The organism is Parvibaculum sp. (assembly GCF_030694575.1).
In the GTDB taxonomy this organism is placed as follows: Bacteria; Pseudomonadota; Alphaproteobacteria; order Parvibaculales; family Parvibaculaceae; genus Parvibaculum.
In genome coordinates this window covers 1-24,709 of record NZ_JAUYUS010000019.1, presented here as the reverse complement: position 1 = coordinate 24,709, position 24,709 = coordinate 1, and the positions used below count along the sequence as shown (strand labels likewise).

The following is a 24,709-nucleotide window of genomic DNA, read 5'->3' as shown; positions in this document are numbered from 1 at the left end:
TCGATATCGAGCTTCACGATCTGCCAGACGAGTTGCGCGGCGGCAAGCGCGACGCCGAGATAGAAGAACATGCCGATGGAGGCGGCGGCGCCCGACGCGGCAAGCGCCGCGATCATCGCGCCATAGAAGACCCAGAGCCATTTCCGCGTCGACGCGCCGAGCTTCAACGCGGACGACTTCACGCCGATCAGCGCGTCGTCATCCTTGTCCTGATGCGCATAGATGGTGTCGTAGCCGACGGTCCAGAGGATGGCACCGAGATAGAGAAGGACGGGCGCAAGGGAAAGAGAACCCGTCACGGCGGCCCATCCCATCAGCGCCCCCCAGTTGAAGGCAAGGCCGAGCACGATCTGCGGCCAGTAGGTGATGCGCTTCATGAAGGGATAGATCGCGACAAGCGCGAGCGATGCGAGCCCGAGCAGAATGGTGAAAGTGTTGAGCGCGAGCAGCACCGCGAGGCCGACAAGACATTGCGCCACAAGGAACGCCCATGCCGCATCGATGCCGACGGCGCCGGACGGGATCGGCCGCGAGCGCGTGCGCTGGACGGCGGCGTCGATGTCGCGGTCGACGATGTCGTTATAGGTGCAGCCCGCGCCGCGCATGGCGACCGCACCTACGGCGAAGAGAAGCATGAGGCCGAGGCTCGGGCCCCCCTCGCTTGCCAGCGCGATGGACCACCAGCAAGGGAGCAGCAGCAGCCAGGTACCGATGGGCCGGTCGAGCCGCGCGAGCCGCATATAGGGCCGCGCAAAACGCGGCGCGAAGCGGTCCACCCAGTTCTCCGGGGGCGCATCGGCGACGCGGGTTTCGGCGGGTCCGTCTGCGGTCATGGGGGCAGGCCTCGGAAGGGAAAGGAACGTATACGGAGCATCCCGGAAGGGCGCCGCCGTGTCGCGAGACTAGCGGCTGGCGCGGCGTTTTTCACCCGCGAAAACCGGGGACAAGTACGCCGATAAGGTTCCGTAATGCTGGTTCTGTCATCGAACTGTCATGAAACTGTCATGGAGTCGTTTCGGCCTTCGCTCAGGGCTCGATGGCAAGCGGTGAAGCGGGGATATCTCCCTCCAGCAGGGCCGGGAGGTGCCGGACGAGCGAGGTCGGGAAAATCGTCTCCCCGGCCGCCTGCAGCTCGGCCAGTGTCCACCATTTGAAGCCCTGAAGGACCCGCCGCTCCGTCTCGCTCCATGCGTCGCGGGCAAGCTCGGCCCCCTCTGTCCATGCAGGCAAAAACGTTTCCTGCAGCAGGCGCATCTTGCCGTGAATGCAAAGCGCATGCTCAGTGGTCCAGACGGGCCGCCCGAAGCGGGCATCGGTCAGGCCGGTCTCCTCCCGGAGCTCTCGCCTTGCCGCCGTGGCAATATCCTCCCCAGGCTCGATTTCCCCGCCGATGGTCACCCAATAGGGCTCGGCCAGCACCCTGCCCGCCGCATCGCCGACATCCGGGTCATGCATGCGAACGAGGAGGAGACGGTTCTGTGGATCGAAGAGGAGGACACGGGCGGTCTTGCGGGGGTGCATGGGGACTCGGCGGACTGTGAGCTTTCATCAATCAAACAGAGAATGTCATTCCGGCGAAAGCCGGAATCCATCGGAAGGCACAGCAAGGCGATAGGCCCATGAGCCCCGGCTTTCGCCGGGGTGACACTTTTATTTTGGGTGGAGACTTTGCGCGCCTTACAAGGTGAGTGACGAAGAGGATGACCATGGCGCGCGAAGACAGCGACGACACCCACGACACCCCCCGCTGTGCGAGCGGGAAGGCGCGGCTTTATGTGGAGGGGGATCTGGGCAAGGGCGCGAGCCTGACGCTCGATCGCGACCAGTCGCATTATCTCGTCAATGTGCTGCGGATGGGCGCGGATGCGCAGGTGCTGCTCTTCAACGGGCGGGACGGGGAGTGGGCGGCGCGGATTGCCGAACCTCACAAGAAGAATTGCGTGCTGGAACTCGTGGCGCGGACGCGTGCGCAGGAACCGCTGCCGGATGTCTGGCTCCTCTTCGCGCCGGTGAAGAAGGCGCGGCTCGACTTCATCGCGCAGAAGGCGACGGAGATGGGGGCGGCGGTGATCCAGCCGGTCATCACGGAGCGCACCGTCGTGACGCGGCTGAAGGACGAGCGGCTGCAGGCGAATGCGGTGGAGGCGGCGGAGCAATGCGGCCTCGTCGCCGTGCCGGAAGTGCGGGAAGCGGAAAAGCTCGGCAGCCTGCTCGCAAAGTGGGAGGAGACGGCGCCGGGACGGCGCATCCTCTTCTGCGACGAGAGCGAGGAACCGGGCGCGGCGCGCGAGGCGCTGGCGCGGCTGGCGGCGGAGGGCTGGCGCGGCGCGCCGCTCGCCGTGCTGATCGGGCCGGAAGGCGGCTTCTCGCCGAAGGAACGAGAACTGCTCCGGGGACGGAAGGATACGGCGGTGCTCTCGCTCGGGCCGCGCATCATGCGGGCCGACACGGCGGCAATCGCGGCGCTGGCGGTTGTGGGGCTTGCGCTGGGGGATTGGTGAGAAGACCAAAATGATTTGTCATCCCGGCGAAAGCCGGGATGACATTGTTTTTTTGCTTCGTTCCGCCAATGTTTTTGCGACGTATTTCCGCCTACGGAACCGGGATGGAACCCGATGGAACCCGGTGCGTTTTGTCCTTGTCCTGAATTAAACTCCAATGCCCCTGAAAGGAACGACACGGAATGCGCGTGCTGGTTGTCTATTGCCACCCGGTGGAAAAGAGCTTCGTTGCCGCGATGCGGGACGCGGCCGTGCGGGGGCTTGAACAGGCGGGCCATGAGACGCGCGTGGTCGATCTCTATGCGGATGGTTTCGACCCGCGCTTCACGGCGGAAGAACATGCCGCCTATGCGAACGAGCAGGACGTGCCGGAAGGTCTCGGCTCCTATGCCGAGGACCTGAAATGGGCGGAGGGAATTGTCTTCGTCTTCCCGACATGGTGGTACGACATGCCGGCCATGCTGAAGGGCTGGCTCGACCGCGTCTGGCTGCCGGGTGTCGCGTTTCATCTGCCGAAGGGCGGAGGGCGCATCCAGCCGGGACTGACGCATATCCGCCTGCTGTCGGCGGTGACGAGTTGCGGCGCGCCCTGGTGGTGGTCGAAGCTGGTTGGCGAGCCGCATCGCCGGGTGCTGATGCGCGGCATGAGGGCGCTCTGCGCGCCGGACTGCCGCCAGCTCTGGCTCGGCTGCTACCAGATGGACGGATCGACGCAGAACAAGCGGGAACGCTATCTGGCGGCTGTGCGGCGGCGGATGGCGCGGGTGGTTTGAGGGGCGGCTCCTCGCACTATCTTTCCCACCCTCCCCCAAGGGGAGGGTGGGAAGCTGAGTGATGCAGATGGGAAGAAGCAGGAGTGGAATGATTCCATTTCGCGCTCGTGCGCCTCGCATGTCTGTCCTTCCGTTCTCCTCGCCTGTTCCTTTCTGAACCGACATTGGCGCTTGTCAGGCCCCGCTCCCGCTCCTACATCTTTGCGCATGTGAGGACCGGAACGGGGGGCAGGGGCTGCCGACCCGCAACGAATAAGGTCCGTTCAGGAAAAGGGGCTCGCATGAGCATTCTCGTTGCCGGGCCCGAGCCCATCACCGACCGCCGCGATCTCGTGGCCGCGCTGGAGCGCGGCAACAAGCCGAAGAGCGACTGGCGCATCGGCACCGAGCACGAGAAATTTCCCTTCTGCGTCAAGAACCGCACGCCGATCCCCTATGGCGGCGAGCACGGCATCCGCGCCATGCTGGAAGGGCTGACGCGCTTCGGCTGGGAGCCGGTGATGGAAGGCGAGAACATCATCGGGCTCGAAAGCGGCAACGGCGAGCGCGGCAATATTTCGCTCGAACCCGGCGGCCAGTTCGAACTCTCCGGCGCGGCGCTGGAAACGCTGCACCAGACCTGCGCCGAGCTTCACGACCACCTGGCGCAGGTGAAGGAAGTGGGCGCGGAACACGGCATCGGCTTTCTCGGCCTCGGCTTCACGCCGAACTGGCGCCGCGACGAAATTCCGGTGATGCCCAAGGGCCGCTACAAGATCATGACGGAATACATGAAGAAGGTCGGGACCATGGGTCTCGACATGATGTACCGCTCCTGCACGGTGCAGGTGAACCTCGATTTCGCCTCCGAACCCGACATGGTGAAGAAGCTGCGCGTGGCGATCGCGCTGCAGCCGGTCGCGACCGCCATATTCGCCAATTCTCCGTTCACGGAAGGAAAGCCGAACGGCTATCTCTCCTATCGCTCGCATGTCTGGACCGATACGGACAAGGCGCGCTCCGGCATGATCCCCTTCGTCTTCGAGGACGGCTTCGGCTTCGAGCGCTATGTGGACTACGCGCTCGATGTGCCGATGTATTTCGTCTATCGCGACGGAAAATATATCGACGCGACGGGACAGAGCTTCCGCGATTTCCTTGAGGGCCGGCTGCCGGCGCTCCCCGGCGAGACGCCGACGCGGGGCGACTGGAACAACCATTTGACGACGATTTTCCCGGAAGCGCGGATCAAGAACTACATGGAGATGCGGGGCGCGGATGGCGGGCCGTGGGCGCGCATCTGCGCGCTGCCGGCCTTCTGGGTCGGGCTCATGTACGACCAGTCGTCGCTCGACGCGGCCTGGGACCTCGTGAAGGACTGGACGGCGGAAGAGCGGCAGGCCCTGCGCGACGGCGTGGCGAAACACGGGCTCCACACGCCGTTCCGGAGCGGCACGCTGCTCGACGTGGCGCGCCGCGCGGTGGCGATGTCGCGTGCCGGGCTCGATGCGCGCGCAAACGGCGACGGCGTCGGCGCAACGGAGGCGATCCATCTGAGCGCGGTGGAGGCGATCGTCGCGAAGGGGAAGTCGCCGGCCGAGGAGCTGCTGGAGCTTTACCACGGGCGCTGGAACGGCTCGGTCGATCCGGTGTTCGACGAGTTCGCGTTTTAGGGGTTTCATCTGACGCGTCATTGCGAGCGACCGTTTGGGAGCGAAGCAATCCAGGAGCGGCTGGCTCCGGCAATTGCGGCTCTGGATTGCTTCGTCGCTTCGCTCCTCGCAATGACGGTTGAAGGGGAGAGGGGCACTCATGTTCAGTCACATCACCATCGGCTCGAAGGATCCGGACAAGGCGGCGGCTTTCTATGACGCGGTGCTGGCGACGCTCGGTATTCCGCCTTTCTTCAAGGCGCCGGGCCTCACGTCCTACGGCACGGCGACGGGGCCGAAGGTCTTTGTGGTGACGCCCTTCAACGGCGAGCCGCATCATCCGGGAAACGGCTGGCACGCGGCCTTCCTCGCGCCTGATCGCAAATCCGTCGACGCCTTTCATGCGGCGGCACTGAAAATGGGCGGCACCAGCGAGGGCGAGCCGGGGCTCCGCCCGCATTACCATCCGAATTACTACGGCGCTTACGTCCGCGACCCGGAAGGCAACAAGCTGCAGGCGGTTTGCCACAGCTCGAAGGGTTAGGCGTGCGGCGCATTCTCGTCATCGGCTGCTCCGGCGGCGGCAAGTCGACGCTTGCGCGTGCGCTCGGGCGGCGTTTCAACCTGCCGGTGGTGCATCTCGACGTGCTGTTCTGGAAGCCCGGCTGGATCGAGAGTTCCTATGACGAGTTCCGGCCGAAGGTCGCCGCGGCGGTGGCGGAGGAACGCTGGGTGATCGACGGCAATTTCAGCCGCACCTTCGATCTGCGCCTGCCGCGCGCGGACACCGTTATCTGGGTGGATCAGCCGCGCCGGGTCTGCCTGTGGCGCGCCTTCCGCCGGACGCTGACGCAGTTCGGCCGGAACCGCGCCGACCTCGCGCCCGGCTGCCCGGAGAAATTCGATCTCGCCTTCTACCGCTTCATCTGGAACTTCAAGCGCACGCATGACGCGATGATGGAGGAGGCACTGGCGCGCGACGCCGCGCATGCGCGAGTATTCCGCCTGCGGAGCGATGCGGAGATCGTGGAGTTCATGACGGGACTCTAAAAACAGATGTCATCCCGGCACTTGTTGCCGGGACGACATTTTTATTTTTTCTTTGTGCAGAAGGCTAACCGCTCCTACGCCGCCCTTCTTATGCGGCTCTGGCCGTACCGCCCACCGTCAATCCGTCGATCCGGAGCGTCGGCTGGCCGACGCCGACGGGGACACCTTGTCCCCCCTTGCCGCAGGTGCCGATGCCGGGATCGAGTTTCATGTCGTTACCAATCATGGAGACGCGGGTGAGGACATCCGGGCCGTTGCCGATCAGCGTCGCGCCCTTGACCGGCGCGCCGATCTGGCCGTCCTCGATCATGTAGGCTTCGGTGCAGGTGAAGACGAACTTGCCCGACGTGATGTCGACCTGGCCGCCGCCGAAGGAGACGGCGTAGAGGCCGCGTTTCACGGAGGCGAGGATTTCGTCCGGCTCGCGATTGCCCGACAGCATGTAGGTGTTGGTCATGCGCGGCATCGGCTGGTGCGCGTAGGATTCGCGGCGGCCGTTGCCCGTCGCCGCCATGCCCATGAGGCGGGCGTTGAGGCGGTCCTGCATGTAGCCTTTCAGGATGCCGTCTTCGATCAGCACCGTGCGCGAGGTGGGCGTGCCCTCGTCGTCGATGGTGAGCGAGCCGCGGCGATCCGCCAGCGTGCCGTCGTCGACGACCGTGATGCCGGGCGCGGCGACGCGCTGGCCGAGGAGCCCCGCAAAGGCGGAAGTCTTCTTGCGGTTGAAATCGCCCTCGAGGCCGTGGCCGATGGCTTCGTGGAGCAGGATGCCCGGCCAGCCCGGCCCGAGCACCACGTCCATTTCGCCGGCGGGAGCGGGCACGGCTTCGAGATTGACCAGCGCCTGGCGCAGCGCCTCGTCGACCTGCGCCTGCCATTTCAGCGGGTCGATGAAAACGTCGTAGCCCATGCGGCCGCCGACGCCGTAGGAGCCGGTTTCCTGGCGGCCGTTCTCGCCGGCCACGATGGCGACGTTGAGACGGACGAGGGGGCGGATGTCGCGCAGCGACGAGCCGTCGGCGCGGACGATCTCGACCGCCTGCCACTCGCCCGCGAGCGAGGCGGAGACCTGCTGGATGCGGGGGTCCTTCGCGCGGGCATAGGCGTCGATCTCGGCGAGAAGCTTCACCTTCTCCTCGAAGCTCTGCGCGCCGAGCGGATTTTCATCCGAATAGAGATGCGTGTTGGTGCGAGCGGGGCCTTCGGCCGAGACGCCCGTGTGACCCGTCTTCACTGCCTGCACGGCATCGCTCGCGCGCTTCAACGCGGCTTCGGAGAGTTCCGAGGCATGGGCATAGCCGGTGGCTTCGCCGGCGACGCAGCGCAACCCGAAGCCCTGATTGGTGTCGAAGGTGGCGGTCTTGAGGCGGCCGTCGTCGAAGCCGAGCACTTCCGACTGGCGGTACTCCATGAAGAGCTCGCCGTCATCGGCCCCGGTGAGCGTCTCCCCCACGAGCGAAGCGACGCGGTCGCGGTCGAGGCCGGTGCGGGTGAAGAAGAGATCGTCGGAAGAGGAGGTCATGATTGATCCTTGGGGCGCCGTGGGTCTCGACAGGCCATAACATATAGGGAGCGCAAGCGGCGGATGTTACCGCGCCAGCCATTCCTCGACGGGGACGAGGCGGCGCGGCAGGCTGGAGAGATCGCAGCGCACGACCTGCGGCGCGCAGCTGTAGAGAGGGTATTGCGTCACCTTCAGCGACTGGAGATCGACCAGGAAGACGCCGTTGATGCGGCCGAACCAGTTGTCCCATTCCGCGAAGTGCCAGTTTTCCCAGCCGGCGGGCGGCGGCCCGACGACATCGCCCACGAGGTCGGGATGGGCGGCGCAGAAACCGACGACGCAGCGGCCGGGATCGCGGGGGTCGAGCCAGGGCGCGGCCTCCGAGATGAGCTCCGGCGCCGCGCCGCCATTTTGGGGCAGCACGAGACCGGCGGAGATGTGCCGCCCGAGATGGAAATGAATGAGCGCCTCGTCGCGCATGAGTGAGAATCCCTCGCACCGAATAGCCAACCAATACTCTAGGACATTTCAGGCCGCGGGAAAGGGGCGGAAAGGGAATTTCCCGGCGGGCCGGGCGGGCGGGTGCGGCGAATTCTCCCGCTTATTGTGGCAAAACGTCGCAAAGCGCGGCCATGCCTGTGGCCTGCGGCTTCCCCGTGACTATACTGCCGGTGCGAGTCGTCTGCCCGGACAATGCGCGGCGCGCGGGAACCCCCCGAGCGCGGCTTGTCCGGAGGCGCATCAGGGGGATGCCGCCGTCCAGGAAACAACAAAAGAAGCTGCGGCGGAACTTGCGGCGGCCAACGGTTTATGGTTTCTGACGGCCATCTTCGCTGCCCGCCGATATGGTTCTGGGGCGCGGCCCGGATTGGACCGGAATTTGACCGGAAGTGAATTGACTAGCTGGGGATAAGCATGCGGTTTCTGAACGGATTTGGCCTTTTCGCTCTCGCTGTCGCGCTCGGACTTGCCGGCGGCGGTTTCGTCCCGGCCGCGTTTGCCATGCCGGTCGACCGCGGCATGGGGCTTCCCGAAGCGGTGACGCCCGTCATGCACGACCTGGTGGCGCTGCATAATTGGCTGCTCATCACGATCAGCATCATCGTCGCCTTCGTGACGCTCCTTCTCGTGATCGTCATGGTGCGGTTCAACCGCCGCGCCAACCCGACGCCCACCAAGACCACGCACAACACGCTGCTCGAGGTCGCCTGGACGGTGCTGCCGGTGATGATCCTCGTGGCGATCGCCATTCCCTCTTTCCGCCTCCTCTACAAGGAAGTCGTGATCCCGGAAGCCGAGATGACGGTGAAGGCGGTCGGCTACCAGTGGTACTGGGGCTATGAATATCCCGACCAGGGCGACATCTCGATCATCTCGAACATGGTCGAGGACGCCGATCTCCAGGAAGGCCAGCCGCGCCTCTTCACGGCGGACGAAGCGATGGTCGTGCCGGTCGACACCACGATCCGCGTGATCGTGACGGGCGCGGACGTGATCCATGCGTTCGCGGTGCCGCAGTTCGGCGTCAGGATCGATGCGGTGCCCGGCCGTCTTAACGAGACCTGGTTCCGCGCCGAGCGGACCGGCATGTTCTACGGCCAGTGCTCCGAGCTCTGCGGCCAGCGCCACGCCTTCATGCCGATCAACGTGCTGGTGGTGACGCGGGAGGAATTCCAGCAATGGACCGAGCAGCAGCAGGCCGCTGCCGGCACGAACGACAAAGTGAAACTGGCGCAAGCCGCGGTTGCGAACGCGCGCTGAACGCGCGTCGCTGCCTTTTGACGAAGCAAACATCGTAAGAACGAAGGGTTAAGAGAGATGGCAGGGCAAGCTGCGGGCGCGCACGCCGATCACGCCGACCACCCCACGGGCTGGAAGCGGTACGTCTATTCGACGAACCACAAGGACATCGGCACGATGTACCTGATCTTCGCGATCATCGCGGGGATCATCGGCGGTGCCTTCTCCGTGCTGATGCGCGCGGAGCTGATGTATCCGGGCGACGGCGTCCTCGGTGGCGACCACAACCTCTTCAACGTTCTGGTGACGGCGCACGGCCTCATCATGATCTTCTTCATGGTGATGCCCGCGATGATCGGCGGCTTCGGCAACTGGTTCGTGCCGCTGATGATCGGCGCGCCGGACATGGCCTTCCCGCGCATGAACAACATCTCGTTCTGGCTGCTTCCGCCCGCGCTTGGCCTTCTCGTGATCTCGATGTTCGTGCCCGGCATGCCCGGCGGCAACGGCGCCGCTGGCGGCTGGACGATCTATCCGCCGCTCTCGACCTCCGGCACGCCCGGACCGGCGATGGACTTCGCGATCCTCGCGCTCCACATCGCCGGCGCCTCCTCGATCCTCGGCGCGATCAACTTCATCACCACGATCTTCAACATGCGCGCACCGGGCATGACGCTGCACAAGATGCCGCTCTTCGTCTGGTCGATCCTCGTGACCGTGTTCCTGCTGCTGCTCTCGCTCCCCGTTCTCGCGGGCGCGATCACCATGCTGCTGACGGACCGCAACTTCGGCACGACCTTCTTCTCGCCCGAAGGCGGCGGTGACCCGATCCTGTTCCAGCACCTGTTCTGGTTCTTCGGCCACCCGGAAGTCTACATTCTCATTCTTCCCGGCTTCGGCATGGTCTCGCAGATCATCTCGACCTTCTCGCGCAAGCCCGTGTTCGGCTATCTCGGCATGGCCTACGCCATGGTCGCGATCGGCGTGGTCGGCTTCGTCGTGTGGGCGCACCACATGTACACGGTCGGCATGTCGGTCAACACGCAGGCCTACTTCGTGGCCGCGACGATGGTCATCGCGGTGCCGACGGGCATCAAGATCTTCTCCTGGATCGCGACGATGTGGGGTGGCTCGATCGAGTTCCGCACCCCGATGCTCTGGGCGATCGGCTTCATCTTCCTCTTCACCATCGGCGGCGTGACCGGCGTGGTGCTGGCGAATGCCGCCGTCGACCGCTCGCTGCACGACACCTACTACGTGGTGGCGCATTTCCACTACGTGCTGTCGCTCGGCGCCGTCTTCGCGATCTTCGCGGGCTGGTACTACTGGTTCCCGAAGATCAGCGGCTATATGTGTTCGGAATTCGTGGGCAAGCTGCACTTCTGGGTCACCTTCATCGGTGTGAACCTCGTGTTCTTCCCGCAGCATTTCCTCGGCCTGCAGGGCATGCCGCGCCGCTATTCGGACTACCCGGATGCGTTCGCCTACTGGAACCTGGTGTCGTCGATCGGCTCCTACATCTCCGCTTTCGGCGTGCTGATCTTCCTCTACGGCATCGCGCAGGCCTTCATGAAGAAGGTGCCGGCGGGCAACAACCCCTGGGGCGAAGGCGCGACCACGCTCGAATGGACGCTTTCCTCGCCGCCGCCGTTCCACCAGTTCTCGGAACTGCCGCGGATCAAGTGACTACCGCTCCGGCCGGGCCCATCCCGGCCGGAGTACCTTTGACGACCGAAGACAACGAAAGACGCTTACGAGTTCATGTCGGATACAGCGATCAGCAACGACCGCGACACTTCCGCCGCCTTCCCCGAAGGCGGCATGGGAAGCGCACGCGACTTCTTCCAGCTGCTGAAGCCGCGCGTGATGTCGCTTGTGATCTTCACGGCGCTGGTCGGTATCGCCGTGGCGCCCGGCGGCATCCACCCCGTGATCGGCTTCACGGCGTTGCTCTGCATCGCCGTCGGCGCGGGTGCGTCCGGCGCGCTGAACATGTGGTACGACGCGGACATCGATGCGCGCATGGCGCGCACCGCGAACCGCCCCATACCGGCGGGCCGCGTGACGGCGCGCGAGGCGGCCGTGTTCGGCTCGATCCTCTCCGTCTTCGCCGTGATGACGATGGGCGTGCTCGTGAACTGGGTGGCGGCGGCGTTGCTCGCCTTCACGATCTTCTTCTATCTCGTCGTCTACACGATGTGGCTGAAGCGGCGCACGTCGCAGAACATCGTGATCGGCGGCGCGGCCGGCGCTTTCCCGCCCATGATCGGCTGGGCCGCGGTGACGGGCTCCGTCTCCGTCGAATCCATCGCGCTCTTCCTCATCATCTTCATGTGGACGCCGCCGCATTTCTGGGCGCTCGCTCTCTATCGCAGCGGCGACTACGAGAAAGTCGGCGTGCCGATGCTGCCCGTGGTTTCGGGCGAAGCGGAAACGCGCCGCCAGATCATGCTCTATTCGCTGGCGCTTGTGCCTGTGACGCTGCTGCCGGGTTTCCTCGGCTTTGCGGGCGCGCTCTATATGGGCGCGACGGCGGCCTTGGGCGCGGGCTTCCTGTGGCTGGCTTTCGGCGTCTGGCGGACGGGCCCGGGCGCGGCGCAGGACAAGGCCGCGAAACGGCTTTTCGGATATTCGATTCTCTATCTCTTCCTGATCTTCTCGCTGCTGCTGGCGGAGAAGATGCTGGGCCTGGGCGGCACCGCCCCCGCCCTGACGCTGTGAGGCGCGGATGAGCGAACAGGACGAAAGCGAACGGCACAAGGTCGCCGCTCCGCAATGGACGGACGAACAGTTGAAGCGCCGCCGCCAGCGCAACCTCGCCATCGCGTGGACGCTTGCGGGCCTGATGCTGTTGTTCTTCGTGGTGACGATTGTGAAACTCGGGGGCAATGTGGCGAACCGGCCGCTCTGACGGTCGCGCCCATCTCACGAGACGGTTATCTTTCCCGGCATATGCCGGAGTGGAATTTGGTTAGTCGCATTTCCGGGCATGAGGGTCGAACCTCGCCGGAAAAGCTCTGAAGCGGAGAAGAGGGGACATGGCTGACGCCCACGCCAAACATCACGACTATCATCTGGTAGACCCGAGCCCCTGGCCGGTCGTCGGATCGATCGGCGCCTTCGTGCTCGCCATCGGTGCCGTCAACTGGATGCACGGTTCCTCGCCCTGGGTCATGCTGATCGGCTTTGCGATCGTGTTCTACACCATGTTCGCCTGGTGGCGGGACGTGATCCGCGAAGCGCACAGGGGCGACCACACGCCGGTCGTGCAGCTTCACCTGCGCTACGGCATGATCCTCTTCATCGCGTCCGAAGTGATGTTCTTCGTCGCCTGGTTCTGGGCCTTCTTCGACGCGAGCCTTTTCGCCGGCGAGGCGAAGCAGGCCGCCCGCGTCGCCTTCACCGGCGGTCACTGGCCGCCCCAGGGCGTCGAAGTGTTCGATCCGTGGCACCTGCCGCTCATCAACACGCTGATCCTGCTGACATCGGGCACGACGGTCACCTGGGCGCATCACGCGCTGCAGCATGGCGACCGCAAGGGCCTGGTGCAGGGTCTCGTGCTCACCGTGCTGCTCGGCCTCGTCTTCACAGCCGTACAGGCCTACGAATACGCCCATGCGGCCTTCTCGTTCGGCGGCAGCATCTACGGCGCGACCTTCTTCATGGCGACCGGCTTCCACGGCTTCCATGTGATCGTCGGTACGATCTTCCTGATCGTCTGCCTGCTGCGCGCGGTGAAAGGCGACTTCACCCCGAAGCAGCATTTCGGCTTCGAGGCGGCGGCCTGGTACTGGCACTTCGTCGACGTGGTCTGGCTGTTCCTGTTCTTCTCCATCTATATCTGGGGATCGGCGGGCGCCACGATGGCCCACTGACGGCAAACGCCGGTCAATCGGTTCAATGCGGGGGCGGGCGCGGAATGCGGCCCGCCCTCGGCTTTTTGGGAAAGTGATCATGGCGGAAAACCTGAGCACGGCACCGTCCTCCATCGAAGTCGGGCTGAGATCCTGCTGCCCGCGCTGCGGCAAGGGAAAGCTCTATGACGGCTTCCTGACGCTCGCGCCCGGATGCAAGGAATGCGGCCTCGACTACGGCTTCGCCGATGCCGGCGACGGACCCGCCGTCTTCATCATGATGATCGCGGGCTTCATCATCGTCGGCCTCGTGCTGTGGGTGGAGTTCACCTGGTCGCCGCCCTACTGGGTGCATGCGCTGCTGTGGATTCCGCTGACGCTGGCGCTGACCATCGGGCTGCTCCGGCCGCTCAAGGGCTGGCTTGTCGCGCAGCAATTCCGCCACCGGGCGGAGGAGGGGCGGCTCGAAGGCGGACGGGAAGAATGAGCAACCGCTTTTTCCGCCCTCTCTTCTGGCCGACGCTGCTCACCGCGCTGATGCTGCCCGTTCTGCTCGGCCTCGGCTTCTGGCAGCTCGACCGGCTGACATGGAAGGAAAACCTGATCGCACGGATCGCGGAGCGGCTGACCGCCGCGCCGGTCGTGCTGCCCGCACCGGACGCATGGCAGAGCCTCGATCTCGCGGAGAATGAATACCGGCGCGTGCAACTGACGGGGCACTTCGCGGGCAACCGCGAACTTCACTACTTCATGCAGAGCCCGGACGGGACGCCGGGCTACGCCGTCATCAGCCCGTTCGAAATCGAAGGCGGCGAGGGCGCGGTCGTGCTGGTCGACCGGGGCTTCGTGCCCGTGGGGCTGAAGGATGCCTCGGCAAGGGACGCGCTCCCGGAAGGCGAGGTGAGCTTCACCGGCGTGTTGCGCCGGCCGCAGGAGCGCAGCGCCTTTGCGGGCGCCGACGACCCCGTGAAGAATGTCTGGATGGTGCGCGATCCCGCCGTCATGGGAGCGGCGCTCGGCGTCGGCCGCGTCGCGCCCTTTTTCGTCGAGGCGGAGGCGAACGCCTTTCCGGGCAAGTGGCCGCAGGCGGGGGGCACGCGCATCGACCTGCCGAACAACCATCTCGATTATGCGCTGACCTGGTTCGGCCTCGGGCTGGTGCTCGCCGTCGTCTATCTGGTCTATCATCGTTCGAACGGACGCATGGGAAGACCGAAGGCATGAGCAATTCGACGGCGGCTTACGGCGCGCTGAAAGACAGGTTCGACCGGCTCGCCGCGCTGCAGGGCGCGCAGGCGGTGCTGCATTGGGACCGCGCGACGATGATGCCGGAAGGCGGCGCCCGCGCCCGCGCCGAGCAGCAGGCGGCGCTCTCGCTCATCGCGCACGAAACGCTGACGGCGCCGGAAGTGTCGGACCTGCTGGCGAGCGCGGATGCGACGGCGAGCGAGCTTGCCGAGTGGGACCGCGCGAACCTCGCCGAGATGCGCCGCGTCCATGCCCATGCGACGGCGACGCCCGCCGATCTCGTGACGCGGCTGTCGCGCCAGAAGTCGGCGACGGAAATGATCTGGCGGAAGGCGCGCGCCGCGAACGATTATGCGAGCCTCGCGCCCGCGCTTGACCAACTGATCGAACTCGTCCGCGAGCAGGCGGCGGCGAAGGCGGAGGCTTTCGGCCTCGATCCCTATGACGCGCTGCTGGACGGCTACGATCCCGGCCGCCGCGCCGCCGAAATCGACGGGCTGTTCGCGGAGCTGGAAGGCTTTCTGCCCGGCCTCATGCAGGAGGTGATGGAGCAGCAGGACGCGGGCCCCGGCGCGTTGGCGCTCGAAGGGCCGTTCCCGGTCGCGCTTCAGGAATGGCTCGGCCGCGAGGTGATGGGCTTTCTCGGCTTCGACTTCGCGCATGGGCGGCTCGATGTGAGCCACCATCCCTTCACCGGCGGCGTGCCGGAGGACAGCCGCATCACCACCCGCTACGACGAGACGGACTTCACCCGGAGCCTGATGGCGGTGATCCACGAAACCGGGCATTCGCTCTACGAGCGCGGACTGCCGGAGGAATGGCGCGGCCAGCCGGTGGGCCGCGCGCGCGGCATGACGATCCATGAAAGCCAGTCGCTGCTGTTCGAGATGCAGGCCGGCCGCTCTGCTGCCTTCATCTCGTTTCTCGCGCCGCGCCTGAAGGCGGCTTTCGGCGGCGAGGGACCGGCATGGGAGCCGGACAATCTGCTGCGCCACTACCGGAAGGTCGGGCCGAGCCTCATCCGGGTCGATGCCGACGAGGTGACCTATCCGCTGCATGTCATCCTGCGCTACCGGCTCGAACGGGCGATGATCGCCGGCACACTCCGCGCCGCCGATCTGCCCGCCGCCTGGAACGAGGGCATGAAGACGCTGCTCGGCATCGTGCCGCCGGACGACGCGAACGGCTGCATGCAGGACATCCACTGGCCGTCGGGATCGTTCGGCTACTTCCCGACCTACACGCTCGGCGCGCTCGCCGCCGCGCAGCTCTTCGCCGCCGCCAAGGGCGCACATCCGGGCCTCGAGGACGCGCTCGCAGAGGGCGATTTTTCGCCGCTGGTGCGATGGGTGAGGGAGCATGTGCATGGCCGCGGCTCGCGCCTGACGCCCGACGGGATCCTCCTCGCCGCGACAGAAGAGCCTCTTGGAACGGCGGCGTTCAGGCGCCATATTCAAGCAAGATACCTGAGCTAAAACCCAGCATTTCCGCCATTTTTCCGGTTCAGATTGCCTCCGGCTCCGGGCGGGGCTAGGTTACGGCCGTCCGGATCGACATCCGCTGTAGTCCGGCTATCCTGGAGATTATGGTGAAATACGTCAGCACGCGGGGCGTCGCTCCGGAGCTTGAATTCGAGGACGCTTTGCTCGCCGGTCTGGCCCGCGACGGCGGCCTTTACGTGCCCGTGGAATGGCCGCAACTGAGCGAGCGCAAGATCAGGGCGCTGGCGGGACTGCCCTATGAAGAGGTCGCCTTCCGCATCATGCGGCCCTTCATCGGCGACGCGATCGGCGACGACGACCTGCAGCGGATGATCGGCGAGGCCTATGCCTCGTTCCGCCACAAGGCGATTGTGCCACTGCGGCAACTCGGCTCCAACGACTGGCTGCTCGAACTCTTTCACGGGCCGACGCTCGCCTTCAAGGACGTGGCGATGCAGATCCTCGCGCGCCTGTTCGACCATGTGCTGGCCGCCAAGGGCCGCCGCGTGACGGTGGTGGGCGCGACCTCGGGCGATACGGGCTCGGCCGCCATCGAAGCCTTCAAGGGCCGCGACACGACCGATATTTTCATCCTGCACCCGAAGGGCCGCGTCTCCGAAGTACAGCGCCGCCAGATGACGACCGTGCTCGACGCCAACGTCCACAACATCGCCATCGAAGGCTCGTTCGACGATTGCCAGGCGCTGGTGAAGGCCATGTTCAACGATCACGGCTTCCGCGACGAGGTGAGCCTTGCCGGCGTGAACTCGATCAACTGGGGCCGGGTTATGGCCCAGATCGTCTATTTCTTCACCTCCGCCGTGGCGCTGGGCGCGCCCGGACGGCAGGTCTCCTTCTCTGTGCCGACGGGGAATTTCGGCGATATTTTCGCGGGCTATGCGGCGGCGCGGATGGGGCTGCCGATTGCGAAGCTGATCGTCGCGACCAACGTGAACGACATTCTGGCGCGCACGCTCGAGACGGGCCGCTACGAGGTCGGCAAGGTCGTGCCGACGATCAGCCCGAGCATGGACATCCAGGTCTCGTCGAATTTCGAACGGCTGCTCTACGACGCCTATGGTCGCGACGGCGCGACTGTGACGCGACTGATGCAGAGCCTGTCGCAATCGGGCGCCTTCACCGTCGACCCCATTCGGCTCGAAGCCATTCAGGGGCAGTTCGGCGCCGCGCGCGTCGACGAGACGGAGACCGCGGCGACCATCGCGAGGATGCTGGCGGAGACGGGCGAGATCGTCGATCCGCATTCGGCGGTCGGTATTGCCGCTGCGGCAAGGCTGCGCGGCGATGTGTCGGTACCGATGATAAGTCTGGCGACGGCACATCCGGCAAAGTTCCCGGATGCGGTGAAGGCGGCGACGGGTATCCATCCCGAGCTGCCGCCCGCCATGGCCGATCTTTTTACGCGGGAGGAACGCCTGGAAGCGCTGCCGAACGATCTCGGCGCGGTCGAGGCCTTCATCCGCGAACGCGCCCGATCGATGGCCGCGTGAGAGTTTTCAGTTTGTATATGACGTTGAATAATAAGGAGTGTGCCCATGTCCGTTGAAGTGACCCGCCTCGAAAACGGCCTCACCATTGTGACCGACAGCATGCCGCATCTCCACACGACCTCGGTTGGCGTCTGGGTCAATACCGGCGCGCGCCACGAAAGCGTCCGCGAGCACGGCGTCTCCCATATGCTGGAGCATATGGCCTTCAAGGGCACGGAACGCCGTTCGGCGCTGATGATCGCGGAAGAGATCGAGACGGTGGGCGGCCACCTGAACGCGCACACGACGCATGAGGCGACGGCCTATTACGCGCGCGTGCTGCGCCAGGACCTGCCGCTCGCGGTCGATATTCTCGCCGACATTCTGCAGAACTCGGTCTTCGATCCGCAGGAAGTCGAGCGCGAGCGCGGGGTCATCATTTCCGAAATCGGCCAGGCGCACGACACACCGGACGACGTGGTGTTCGACGACCTGCTGGAGGCGGCCTTTCCGGGCCAGCCGCTCGGCCGCTCGATCCTCGGCACGGTGGACACGGTGTCCGCCTTCGGCCGCGACGAGTTGCAGGGCTATATGGGCCAGCGCTATCTCGCGCCCGGCATGGTGCTCGCGGCGGCGGGCGGGCTCGAACACGAGCAACTGGTGAAGCTGGCGCGAGAACGCTTCGGCGACCTGCCGCGCCGCGTCACCAACGGCGCCGACGCGGCCGTCTTCGGCGGCGGCGAGCGCCGCACGGAGCGCGACCTCGAACAGGTTCATCTGGCGCTCGCTTTCGAAGGCCCGACCTATGGCGACCCGGACTACTACACCGCACAGGTCTTTTCCGGCGTGCTGGGCGGCGGCATGTCGTCCCGCCTCTTCCAGGAAGTGCGCGAGAAGCGCGGCCTCTGCTATTCGGTCTTCGCCTTCTCATGGTCGTTTGCCGATACCGGCGTCTTCGGCCTTTATGCCGGCACGGCGCCCGACCACGTGGCCGAACTGATGCCCGTATTGTCGGGCGAGATGGGCCGCATCGGCGAGGACGTGACGGAGGAGGAGACCGCCCGCGCCCGCGCGCAGATCAAGGCCGGGCTGATGATGGGGCTCGAAAGCTCCTCGTCGCGCGCGGAGCAGATCGCGCGGCAATACATGATCCATGGCCGCGTGCTGCCGATCGACGAACTCATCGAGAAGGTGGATGCGGTCGATGCCGCCGCCGTGCGCCGCTATGCCGGACGGCTGTTGAGCGGCCCCGGCCTCGCGCTTTCCGCCATCGGCCCGCTGGCCGGCAAGGGCGGCGGACTTGAATCCTATGACCGGATCGCGGCAAGATTTACAAACTAGCGCCGCGATTTAGGGAGGGGGCCAAAAGGGCCGCCCGTCGCGGAGGGGGCGGTCCATTTCATGGCTTTTCTTCGGTCGATGTCGAAGCCGGATGTGGCGCCGCTGATTCTCGGCCACGGCATCTATCTGCGCAGCCCCCAGCTTACGGATTACGGCACATGGGCGGACCTGCGCGGCCGGAGCCGGGACTTCCTGACCCCCTGGGAACCGACCTGGCCGACCGACGACCTGACGCGAACGGCCTTCCGGCGGCGTATTCGCCGCTACCAGCGCGAAATCCGCGAGGACCATGCCTACCCCTTTTTCATCTTTCGTGAGGAAGATGATGTTCTGCTTGGCGGCTGCACCCTTTCGGGTGTGCAGCGGGGCGTCCAGCAGAGCTGCACGCTGGGCTATTGGGCGGGCGAGCTGTTCGCGGGCAGGGGATATGTGACGGCGGCGGTGAGAGCGCTCATCCCGTTTGTATTCGAGGAGTTGAAATTGCACAGGCTGCAGGCCGCCTGTCTGCCGGAAAACGAGCGCTCGCGCGCCGTCCTGCGGAAATGCGGCTTCACGGAAGAAGGTATTGCGAGGGGCTTTCTCCGCATCAACGGCGCGTGGCGCGATCATGTCGTGTACGCCATTCTGCGCGACGATCCGCGCCTATAGGACAAGGAGTTTTCTTCCGATGCGGCGAGGGGGCCCGATGAAGGCGCGCATGGCGCATGCGCTGGCGGCGCTGGCTTTGGCTTTGCCGATGGCGCTTGCGCCCATGACGGCGCGTGCGCTGGACGCGGTCGCCATGGACGATGCCCGCCCGGTAATCGACCTCACGCCCTATGTCGAAAACTACGCGGCGGCGGGCCGCAGGCTCACCATCGAACCGCCGTCGAACGGCGCGGCGGAAATCGGCTCCGGTCTGGATGAGGATGGCGGCGAAGGCGCAATGGAGGATGGCGCCGTCGTGCTGTCGGACGGCGAGGGAGATGCCGCGGGCGTCTGGCGCGCGGTCGCGCTCCGCAATCGCAGCGAAGACCTGGTAACGCGGCTGCTGGTGGCGGACCGGCGCGACGATGGGATCGGCGCCTTCTTCTGGCCAAGGCCGCACCTGGAAATCACCCGCGCGGTGGCGGCGGGTGGCGAGGATCCGGTTTTCGCACCCGGCGCCGCCTGGCCTGGCTTCGCGGTCTTCTCCGTCACCGGCAACCCCGAAACCAGCATGACGGTGGCGCTCCACTCGGAAGACGAGAGCGAAGCCGGCCTCTATCTCTGGCACGAAGAAGCGTGGTCTTCGTTCACGCGGCGCCTCTCGCTGGTCGAGGGCGGCATGCTCGCCGTCGTCGCGGCATTCGCGGTCTATATGGCCGCTCTCGGCGTGCTGACGCGGGTAGCGGCGGCGCGCGCGACGGCGGCGCTGCTCGGCGCGGGCTTCCTCGTGCTGCTGGGCGAGTTCGGCTATTTCGGCACGATGTTCTCATTGTCGCCATGGTGGGACCTCGTATTCCGTACCATCGCATTGGCGCTGTTCGCTTCGGCCGTCTTCATGCTGGAGCGCTTCTTCCTCGACAGCGAACGCCGCTCCGCCTCGCTTGCGATGGCGACGCGGTGGCTCGCCTATGCGGCGCTGGTGGGCATTCCGCTCGCCTTCATCAGCGTGTCGGGCGCGGCGCTCTATGTGCGGCTCTTCCTCGCCGTCGCGCTGCTCGGCGGTGCGCCCCTCGTCGTGATGGCGGCGCTGCACGGCGTGCGGCCGGCGCAATTGCTCATCCCGGGCGCCGTTCTTTTCGCCATTGCGGGTTTCACTGCCGCCTTCCACGCGGCCGGCTGGCTGCCCGGCACATTCGCGGGCACCGTTTTTTCAGGCGGCGTCTTCACGACGGCGCTGACGCTTTTCGCCTTTGCCGCCGCCTATCACGCACAAGGCGGCCGCCGCCGCGCCGATATAGGCACGCTGCGAAGCGAACAGCGCCACGCTTTCGCGCTGTCGGGCGCGCGGATGGGTGTGTGGGACTGGGACATTTCGGGCGACAAGCTCTATGTGTCGCCTTCCGTCGAGGCGATGCTGGGGCTCGACGCGGGCACGCTGGACGGCAACGAAGTCGCGTGGCGCGAGCACATGCACCCGTCCGACCGCGAAACCTACCGAAATGCGCTCAACGCCTATATCGAACGGGGCACGGTTTCCTTCACGCTCGAATTCCGCATGCGCCATTCGGACGGCGTCTTCCGTTGGGTGGCGCTCAACGCGAGCTGCGTCGCCGGAACGGAGAACTATGCGACGCGCTGTATAGGCACGGTGCGCGATATTTCCTCGCAGAAACACGCGGAGGAAAGGCTGATGCACGACAGCGTGCATGACAGCCTGACCGGCCTGCCGAACCGCGCGCTCTTCATGGACCGCATGAGCCGCGCCATCCGCAAACGCGGGCTGCTGGAGCGGCCGCGTGCGGCGCTGCTGCTGATTGATCTCGACCGCTTCAAGACCGTGAACGACAGCCTCGGCCATTCGGGCGGCGACGCGCTGCTGATCGCGATCGCGCGGCGCCTCGAGTCGCTCGTCACTCAGGACGACACCGTGGCGCGGATCGACGGCGATGCTTTCTCCGTGCTGCTGACGACGCGCACCGAACGCGAGGATGCGCTCGCCTTCGCCGAGCAGGCGAGCGAATTCCTGCGCCAGCCGATCGAAGTCGCGGGCCACGAGGTCTACCCGACATGCTCGGTCGGCGTGGCGATCTGCGAGGATGCGCATGAACGCCCGGAGGAACTGTTCACCGAAGCCGAAATCGCCATGTACCGCGCCAAGCGTTCGGGAAAGGCGCGGATCGAACTTTTCGAACCGGGGATGCGCGCCGAGGCCGACGATCACCTGACGCTCGAAACCGACCTCCGCCACGCCATAGAGCGCAAGGAGATGGAGCTTTATTACCAGCCCATCATGTCGCTCACCGACGGCGGCGTGCGTGGCTTCGAGGCGCTGATCCGCTGGAACCATCCGAAAGAGGGATTGCTCGCACCGGACAATTTCGTGCCGCTGGCGGAGGAGCTTGGCGTCATCACGGAAATCGGCCGCTTCGCGCTGCGCGCCGCGAGCGAGGAACTGGCGACCTGGCAGAAGCTGTTCCCGATGGAGCGCGCGCTGACCGTCAGCGTCAACGTATCGAGCCGCCAGCTTCTGCGGCACGACCTGATCGACGATGTGAAGCGCGTGCTGAACCGGATCGACATCGAGCGCGGAACGCTGAAGCTCGAAGTCACGGAATCGCTGGTGATGGAGAACCCGGAATTCGCCGCCAGCATGCTGACGCGCATCAAGGCGCTGGGGGCAGGGCTCTCGCTCGACGATTTCGGCACCGGCTATTCGAGCCTGAGCTATCTGCAGCGCTTTCCCTTCGACACGCTGAAGGTCGACCGCTCGTTTGTCGCCGGCATGTCGGCCGACCGCGAAACGCCGCTCATCATCCGCTCGATGGTGACGCTTGCGCACGACCTCGGCATGGAGGTCGTGGCCGAAGGAACCGAAAGCGAGACGCAGGCACAAGACCTGGCCGAAATGGGCTGCGATTACGGGCAGGGATATTATTTCGGTCAGCCGATGCGCGCGTCGGAAGCCCTCGACTTCATTGCTCACCATTGGCAGCGATAGATCGCTGCCGGGGCTCACCATTGGCAGCGACAAGATCAGGCGTGTCCGGCCTCGCCCGAGAGCAGCGAGATGTTGATGCCGAGTTTCGCCAGCGCTTCGTGATATTTCGCGTCGAGATTGCGCCCGAACAGGAGATCGGGATCGGGGTCGCAATGGAGCCAGCCATTCGCCTGTATCTCGGCATCGAGCTGGCCGGGCGCCCAGCCGGCATAGCCGAGCGCGAGCAGCGCGCGGCTCGGCCCGCAGCCGCTGGCCATGGCGCGCAGAATGTCGACGCTTGCCGTCAATCCGACATTCTCGTCGACGGGCAGGGTCGATTCCTCCGAAAAATAATCCTGCGTGTGAAGCACGAAGCCGCGGCCCATCTCCACCGGCCCGCCGGCGAGCACCGGGCAGCCGATCCTGTCCGGCGACTGCGCGGCGGGAACATGGATCGAAAGCCGGTCGAGGAGATCGGGAAAGGTGATGTTCTGCGCGGGCTTGTTGACGACGATGCCCATGGCGCCGTCGGGATTGTGAACGCACATGTATATGACGGTGCGCTCAAACCGGCTGTCGCCGATCGACGGCATCGCAATCAACAACTTGCCCTCGAGAAATCCGTCGTCTCCGGGGCGGTAACTCAAATCCGCCGACATAGGGCTCATGGCGATAACCTGCCTCCACGTCGCTTGGCGCGCATGCCGCGCCACCGGTGAAATCCTGCACCGTCCCGCGCCCGATGTCACAGGTTTTTGTGGGCGGAGAGCGGGGACCAGATGATAAGATGGCTATTAACGATGTGGTGCGAATGGCGGCGGCATCAAGCGCCGCCGAAAAGGAAACGGCTGCGCCGAAATAACGGAACGGAAATGCCGGGTATGGGTCGACGGAACCTGCGACTTTTTTCGCTGCTTTGCGCGGCGCTCTTTCTGCTTGCGCCGGGAACGGCCGCCGCGGGCATGAACGGCGTGACGCGGCTTGCGCTCGTCTCCGCCTCGACCGCGCATGACGGCGGGCCGCTGCTCGCGGGCATCGACATCGGGCTCGCGAAAGGCTGGAAGACCTATTGGCGCGAGCCGGGCGATTCCGGCATCGCGCCGACATTCGACTGGTCGCAATCGGAGAATGTGGCGGATGTGGAAGTGCGCTGGCCGGCGCCGCAGCGCTTCGACGAACCGGGTGACATCACCTTCGGTTACAGGAACGAACTTCTGCTTCCCCTGCGCGTCGTGCCGCAAGACCCGGCCCTTCCGGTGACGCTGCGGCTTTCCATGTTTTACGGCGTCTGCTCGGATAAAATCTGCGTGCCGCGCGAGGCCGAACTCGCGCTGGCGCTGCCGCCGGGCACGGAGGAGGGCGGCATCGCCCCGACGCCGGACGCGGCGCGCCTGCGGGCGGCGCTTGGCCGCGTGCCGGTGGCACCGGCGGATCCCGACATGCTGACGGTCGGCTGGCGGGCGGATGCGGCGCCGACGCTAGAAGTTCGTCTGGCGCAGTGCGGAACCGGTTGCACCCCGCCCGCGTTGATCGTCGACGGGCCGCCAAATGTCTGGTTCGGCACGCCGGAAGTCACGCGCGAGCGCGACACCGTGCTCTACAGCGTTCCGGCGGAAGTGCTCTCGACGGCAATGCTCGACGGCGAGGAAATCGCATTCATTCTATCCGGCCCGGACAAGGCGTTCGTGCTGCGGAAGACGATGCGCTGACGCCGCACACACCTTCGTGACGACCGGCCGCGGGACTGGCGGCGCCGCGCGAATGGGGCTTTAATGCCCGCCAACAGCCGGGCCGAAAGGCACGTAATGCAACAATCGAGGAGGCTCGCATGACCATCAATGTCGGAGACAGGATTCCCGAAGCCACGCTGATGCAGATGACCGACAAGGGCCCCGCGCCCGTGAAGACGAGCGAATATTTCAAGGGCCGCAAGGTGGTGGTCTTCGCGCTGCCGGGCGCCTTCACGCCGACCTGTTCGAACCAGCACCTGCCCGGCTTCATCAAGAATTCGGACACCATCAAGGGCAAGGGCGTGGACGAGATCGCTTGCCTCTCCGTCAACGACGCCTTCGTCATGGGCGCCTGGGGCAAGCAGCAGGGCGCCGACGAGAAGGTGACGATGCTGGCCGACGGCAATGGCGACTTCACCAAGGCGCTCGGCCTCGAATTCGACGGCACGGGCTTCGGCATGGGCGTGCGTTCGTCGCGCTACTCGATGCTGGTCGACGACGGCGTGGTGAAAAGCCTGAACAGGGAACCGGCCGGCGGCAAGGCCGAGGTCTCGGGCGCGGAAAACATTCTGCAGCAGTTGAGCTGAGCGTTTCCGGTTGAGAAAAAGCCTCCCCGAAAGGGCCAGCCCCTAGGCTAAATGTTGATTCGACGGAGCGCCGGCAGTAACCTGTCGGCGTTTCCTGTTTTGAATCGGGGGCTTAGTGTCTGTAGGTGGGTCGAAAGCGGCGGCGAAGGCTCCGAAGAAATCTTCGAGAGTTCAA

24 protein-coding genes are annotated in these 24,709 nt (G+C 65.5%); 19 read left to right on the top strand and 5 right to left on the bottom strand.

Going from position 1 to position 24,709, the window contains the following annotated elements:
* On the bottom strand, positions 1-833 hold an 833-nt coding region (ubiA, locus tag Q8S60_RS03460; RefSeq protein ID WP_305668371.1), incomplete at its 3' end, for a 4-hydroxybenzoate octaprenyltransferase.
* Between the two features lie 193 nt (positions 834-1,026).
* The gene (locus tag Q8S60_RS03455; protein WP_305276148.1) at positions 1,027-1,521 is read right to left on the bottom strand and encodes an NUDIX hydrolase; all 495 of its coding nucleotides are present in this window, start codon (positions 1,519-1,521) and stop codon (positions 1,027-1,029) included.
* 185 nt (positions 1,522-1,706) lie between these two features.
* On the opposite strand from Q8S60_RS03455, the gene Q8S60_RS03450 reads away from it, so the two are divergent.
* The 5 genes from Q8S60_RS03450 to Q8S60_RS03430 all read left to right on the top strand — a co-directional run bounded on the left by Q8S60_RS03450 (position 1,707) and on the right by Q8S60_RS03430 (position 5,955).
* Complete coding sequence (locus Q8S60_RS03450; protein WP_305276150.1) at positions 1,707-2,501, top strand: 16S rRNA (uracil(1498)-N(3))-methyltransferase; 795 nt, start codon at positions 1,707-1,709, stop codon at positions 2,499-2,501.
* A gap of 182 nt (positions 2,502-2,683) precedes the next feature.
* Positions 2,684-3,274 carry an NAD(P)H-dependent oxidoreductase gene (locus Q8S60_RS03445; RefSeq protein ID WP_305276152.1) on the top strand — a complete coding sequence of 197 codons (591 nt, stop codon included), beginning with the start codon at positions 2,684-2,686 and terminating at the stop codon, positions 3,272-3,274.
* Positions 3,275-3,555: 281 nt separating this feature from the next.
* On the top strand, positions 3,556-4,926 hold the full coding sequence (locus Q8S60_RS03440) for a glutamate--cysteine ligase (RefSeq protein ID WP_305276153.1): 1,371 nt from the start codon (positions 3,556-3,558) through the stop codon (positions 4,924-4,926).
* A 139-nt stretch (positions 4,927-5,065) separates the two neighbouring features.
* Complete coding sequence (locus tag Q8S60_RS03435; protein WP_305276155.1) at positions 5,066-5,449, top strand: VOC family protein; 384 nt, start codon at positions 5,066-5,068, stop codon at positions 5,447-5,449.
* 2 nt (positions 5,450-5,451) lie between these two features.
* Positions 5,452-5,955 (top strand): topology modulation protein, encoded by a 504-nt coding sequence (locus tag Q8S60_RS03430; RefSeq protein ID WP_305276157.1) that lies wholly within the window; start codon positions 5,452-5,454, stop codon positions 5,953-5,955.
* Between the two features lie 88 nt (positions 5,956-6,043).
* Here the strand turns inward: Q8S60_RS03430 and tldD are convergent, their stop codons facing one another.
* On the bottom strand, positions 6,044-7,477 hold the full coding sequence (tldD, locus tag Q8S60_RS03425) for a metalloprotease TldD (protein ID WP_305276159.1): 1,434 nt from the start codon (positions 7,475-7,477) through the stop codon (positions 6,044-6,046).
* A gap of 66 nt (positions 7,478-7,543) precedes the next feature.
* The gene (locus Q8S60_RS03420) at positions 7,544-7,939 is read right to left on the bottom strand and encodes a hypothetical protein (RefSeq protein WP_305276160.1); all 396 of its coding nucleotides are present in this window, start codon (positions 7,937-7,939) and stop codon (positions 7,544-7,546) included.
* Positions 7,940-8,374: 435 nt separating this feature from the next.
* Between Q8S60_RS03420 and coxB the strand changes: the two genes are divergently transcribed.
* The 12 genes from coxB to Q8S60_RS03360 all read left to right on the top strand — a co-directional run bounded on the left by coxB (position 8,375) and on the right by Q8S60_RS03360 (position 22,238).
* Positions 8,375-9,220, top strand: a complete 846-nt coding sequence (coxB, locus tag Q8S60_RS03415; RefSeq protein ID WP_305276162.1) for a cytochrome c oxidase subunit II — start codon at positions 8,375-8,377, stop codon at positions 9,218-9,220.
* A 57-nt stretch (positions 9,221-9,277) separates the two neighbouring features.
* Positions 9,278-10,885, top strand: coding sequence for a cytochrome c oxidase subunit I (gene ctaD / locus Q8S60_RS03410; RefSeq protein ID WP_305276164.1), 1,608 nt, complete (start codon positions 9,278-9,280; stop codon positions 10,883-10,885).
* Between the two features lie 75 nt (positions 10,886-10,960).
* Positions 10,961-11,920 carry a heme o synthase gene (locus tag Q8S60_RS03405; RefSeq protein WP_305668370.1) on the top strand — a complete coding sequence of 320 codons (960 nt, stop codon included), beginning with the start codon at positions 10,961-10,963 and terminating at the stop codon, positions 11,918-11,920.
* A 7-nt stretch (positions 11,921-11,927) separates the two neighbouring features.
* Entirely contained in the window at positions 11,928-12,110 is a 183-nt protein-coding gene (locus Q8S60_RS03400; RefSeq protein ID WP_305276166.1) for a hypothetical protein, read from the top strand.
* Between the two features lie 127 nt (positions 12,111-12,237).
* Positions 12,238-13,074 carry a cytochrome c oxidase subunit 3 gene (locus Q8S60_RS03395; RefSeq protein WP_305276168.1) on the top strand — a complete coding sequence of 279 codons (837 nt, stop codon included), beginning with the start codon at positions 12,238-12,240 and terminating at the stop codon, positions 13,072-13,074.
* 79 nt (positions 13,075-13,153) lie between these two features.
* Positions 13,154-13,540 (top strand): DUF983 domain-containing protein, encoded by a 387-nt coding sequence (locus tag Q8S60_RS03390; RefSeq protein ID WP_305276170.1) that lies wholly within the window; start codon positions 13,154-13,156, stop codon positions 13,538-13,540.
* Positions 13,537-14,277, top strand: a complete 741-nt coding sequence (locus Q8S60_RS03385) for an SURF1 family protein (protein WP_305276173.1) — start codon at positions 13,537-13,539, stop codon at positions 14,275-14,277. Before Q8S60_RS03390 ends, Q8S60_RS03385 begins: the two co-directional genes overlap by 4 nt.
* Positions 14,274-15,776 carry a carboxypeptidase M32 gene (locus Q8S60_RS03380; protein WP_305276175.1) on the top strand — a complete coding sequence of 501 codons (1,503 nt, stop codon included), beginning with the start codon at positions 14,274-14,276 and terminating at the stop codon, positions 15,774-15,776. Before Q8S60_RS03385 ends, Q8S60_RS03380 begins: the two co-directional genes overlap by 4 nt.
* Positions 15,777-15,889: 113 nt before the next feature.
* Positions 15,890-17,293 (top strand): threonine synthase, encoded by a 1,404-nt coding sequence (gene thrC, locus Q8S60_RS03375; RefSeq protein WP_305668369.1) that lies wholly within the window; start codon positions 15,890-15,892, stop codon positions 17,291-17,293.
* 45 nt (positions 17,294-17,338) lie between these two features.
* Positions 17,339-18,613 carry a pitrilysin family protein gene (locus Q8S60_RS03370; RefSeq protein WP_305276179.1) on the top strand — a complete coding sequence of 425 codons (1,275 nt, stop codon included), beginning with the start codon at positions 17,339-17,341 and terminating at the stop codon, positions 18,611-18,613.
* Positions 18,614-18,673: 60 nt separating this feature from the next.
* Positions 18,674-19,261, top strand: coding sequence for a GNAT family N-acetyltransferase (locus Q8S60_RS03365; RefSeq protein ID WP_305276181.1), 588 nt, complete (start codon positions 18,674-18,676; stop codon positions 19,259-19,261).
* 37 nt (positions 19,262-19,298) lie between these two features.
* Positions 19,299-22,238 (top strand): bifunctional diguanylate cyclase/phosphodiesterase, encoded by a 2,940-nt coding sequence (locus Q8S60_RS03360; RefSeq protein WP_305668368.1) that lies wholly within the window; start codon positions 19,299-19,301, stop codon positions 22,236-22,238.
* A 35-nt stretch (positions 22,239-22,273) separates the two neighbouring features.
* On the opposite strand, the gene Q8S60_RS03355 is transcribed toward Q8S60_RS03360, so the two are convergent.
* Complete coding sequence (locus Q8S60_RS03355; protein ID WP_305276185.1) at positions 22,274-22,885, bottom strand: YqgE/AlgH family protein; 612 nt, start codon at positions 22,883-22,885, stop codon at positions 22,274-22,276.
* Between the two features lie 213 nt (positions 22,886-23,098).
* On the opposite strand from Q8S60_RS03355, the gene Q8S60_RS03350 reads away from it, so the two are divergent.
* Positions 23,099-23,926, top strand: coding sequence for a protein-disulfide reductase DsbD domain-containing protein (locus tag Q8S60_RS03350; RefSeq protein WP_305276186.1), 828 nt, complete (start codon positions 23,099-23,101; stop codon positions 23,924-23,926).
* 119 nt (positions 23,927-24,045) lie between these two features.
* Entirely contained in the window at positions 24,046-24,534 is a 489-nt protein-coding gene (locus Q8S60_RS03345) for a peroxiredoxin (protein WP_305276187.1), read from the top strand.
* Positions 24,535-24,709: the final 175 nt, after the last annotated feature.

Bases quoted from the DNA above. Each gene is read 5' to 3' on its own strand.
- ctaD (WP_305276164.1), top strand. From the start codon at position 9,278: ATGGCAGGGCAAGCTGCGGGCGCGCACGCCGATCACGCCGACCACCCC.
- Q8S60_RS03405 (WP_305668370.1), top strand. From the start codon at position 10,961: ATGTCGGATACAGCGATCAGCAACGACCGCGACACTTCCGCCGCCTTC.
- Q8S60_RS03385 (WP_305276173.1), top strand. From the start codon at position 13,537: ATGAGCAACCGCTTTTTCCGCCCTCTCTTCTGGCCGACGCTGCTCACC.
- Q8S60_RS03350 (WP_305276186.1), top strand. From the start codon at position 23,099: ATGGGTCGACGGAACCTGCGACTTTTTTCGCTGCTTTGCGCGGCGCTC.
- coxB (WP_305276162.1), top strand. From the start codon at position 8,375: ATGCGGTTTCTGAACGGATTTGGCCTTTTCGCTCTCGCTGTCGCGCTC.
- Q8S60_RS03455 (WP_305276148.1), bottom strand. From the start codon at position 1,521: ATGCACCCCCGCAAGACCGCCCGTGTCCTCCTCTTCGATCCACAGAAC.
- Q8S60_RS03420 (WP_305276160.1), bottom strand. From the start codon at position 7,939: ATGCGCGACGAGGCGCTCATTCATTTCCATCTCGGGCGGCACATCTCC.
- Q8S60_RS03360 (WP_305668368.1), top strand. From the start codon at position 19,299: ATGAAGGCGCGCATGGCGCATGCGCTGGCGGCGCTGGCTTTGGCTTTG.
- Q8S60_RS03445 (WP_305276152.1), top strand. From the start codon at position 2,684: ATGCGCGTGCTGGTTGTCTATTGCCACCCGGTGGAAAAGAGCTTCGTT.
- tldD (WP_305276159.1), bottom strand. From the start codon at position 7,477: ATGACCTCCTCTTCCGACGATCTCTTCTTCACCCGCACCGGCCTCGAC.
- Q8S60_RS03435 (WP_305276155.1), top strand. From the start codon at position 5,066: ATGTTCAGTCACATCACCATCGGCTCGAAGGATCCGGACAAGGCGGCG.
- Q8S60_RS03450 (WP_305276150.1), top strand. From the start codon at position 1,707: ATGGCGCGCGAAGACAGCGACGACACCCACGACACCCCCCGCTGTGCG.
- Q8S60_RS03365 (WP_305276181.1), top strand. From the start codon at position 18,674: ATGGCTTTTCTTCGGTCGATGTCGAAGCCGGATGTGGCGCCGCTGATT.
- Q8S60_RS03370 (WP_305276179.1), top strand. From the start codon at position 17,339: ATGTCCGTTGAAGTGACCCGCCTCGAAAACGGCCTCACCATTGTGACC.
- Q8S60_RS03440 (WP_305276153.1), top strand. From the start codon at position 3,556: ATGAGCATTCTCGTTGCCGGGCCCGAGCCCATCACCGACCGCCGCGAT.
- Q8S60_RS03355 (WP_305276185.1), bottom strand. From the start codon at position 22,885: ATGAGCCCTATGTCGGCGGATTTGAGTTACCGCCCCGGAGACGACGGA.
- Q8S60_RS03380 (WP_305276175.1), top strand. From the start codon at position 14,274: ATGAGCAATTCGACGGCGGCTTACGGCGCGCTGAAAGACAGGTTCGAC.
- Q8S60_RS03390 (WP_305276170.1), top strand. From the start codon at position 13,154: ATGGCGGAAAACCTGAGCACGGCACCGTCCTCCATCGAAGTCGGGCTG.
- Q8S60_RS03400 (WP_305276166.1), top strand. From the start codon at position 11,928: ATGAGCGAACAGGACGAAAGCGAACGGCACAAGGTCGCCGCTCCGCAA.
- Q8S60_RS03395 (WP_305276168.1), top strand. From the start codon at position 12,238: ATGGCTGACGCCCACGCCAAACATCACGACTATCATCTGGTAGACCCG.
- Q8S60_RS03345 (WP_305276187.1), top strand. From the start codon at position 24,046: ATGACCATCAATGTCGGAGACAGGATTCCCGAAGCCACGCTGATGCAG.